This window comes from Massilia sp. CT11-108 (assembly GCF_047302915.1).
GTDB lineage: Bacteria > Pseudomonadota > Gammaproteobacteria > Burkholderiales > Burkholderiaceae_D > Telluria > Telluria orientalis.
Genome location: NZ_JBKYMO010001299.1, coordinates 1 through 394, shown reverse-complemented (window position 1 = coordinate 394; position 394 = coordinate 1). Strand labels below are relative to the sequence as shown.

Sequence of the window (394 nt, the reverse complement as noted above, 5' to 3'; positions counted from 1 at the left end):
CCCAGCACGCCGGCCAGCGTGAGCGCGGCCGGCGCGCCGAGGGGCGCCGCATAGAACAGATTCGCCCACGACAGCCCGCCGGGCCGGCGCAGCACGTTGTACGCGTGGAAGCCGAGACCCGCCGTGCCGATGGCGCAGGCAGTCGCATACGGTGCGGAAGAGGGCTTCGCGCGCAGCGCACAGCCCAGCACGACGGCCGCGCTGGCGAGCGGCGCGAACATGCCGGGATTCTCGAAGCCGCCGCGGTAGTGTTCCAGCGCGCTGTCGCTCAGCACGGACGCGGCCAGCAGCGCGGCGGCCTGGTACAAGCGGTGGGCGGTCCGGTCAGGTGCGGGCGGAGGCGGCGCGGCCCGTCGCCGTTGCAGCAGCAATGCGCCCAGCGCCAGGCCGAGGG

At 75.1% G+C, this 394-nt stretch carries 1 pseudogene; it reads right to left on the bottom strand.

What is annotated here, in order from left to right:
- Positions 1-394: pseudogene (locus tag ACEN88_RS34495) on the bottom strand (hypothetical protein); the annotation flags it as partial.